This window comes from Paraburkholderia sp. SIMBA_053, from assembly GCF_046534895.1.
GTDB lineage: Bacteria > Pseudomonadota > Gammaproteobacteria > Burkholderiales > Burkholderiaceae > Paraburkholderia > Paraburkholderia caledonica.
This window is the reverse complement of record NZ_JAWRXU010001682.1, coordinates 1-237: the sequence shown is the minus strand read 5'-3', so window position 1 is coordinate 237 and position 237 is coordinate 1. Positions and strand designations below refer to the sequence as shown.

General features: G+C 59.5%; 1 protein-coding gene. It reads left to right on the top strand.

The annotated features are described in order from the left end of the window. Window positions 1–154, top strand: a 154-nt coding sequence (locus tag SB753_RS41260) for a tautomerase family protein (RefSeq protein WP_410805712.1), incomplete at its 5' end; no start/stop codon positions are given. Between the last annotated feature and the right edge of the window lie 83 nt (window positions 155–237).

Here is a 237-nt window from a genome sequence, read left to right as displayed (position 1 = left end):
CGACGCGCAGAAAGAAGCGCTGATCGCACAGCTTTGCGAAACGAGCGCCGCCGTGCTTGACGTGCCGTTGCAGTCCACGCGCGTGATGATCAAGGACATTCCGAATACGGATTTTGGTCTTGGCGGTAAAACCGCTCGCGCTTTGGGCCGATAGCGACGCGATGCACGCGCGCGCCCGACCAACCCGCTGTCACTTCAAAGAACATGATGACCGACACTCGAGAACTACCGTTGCGC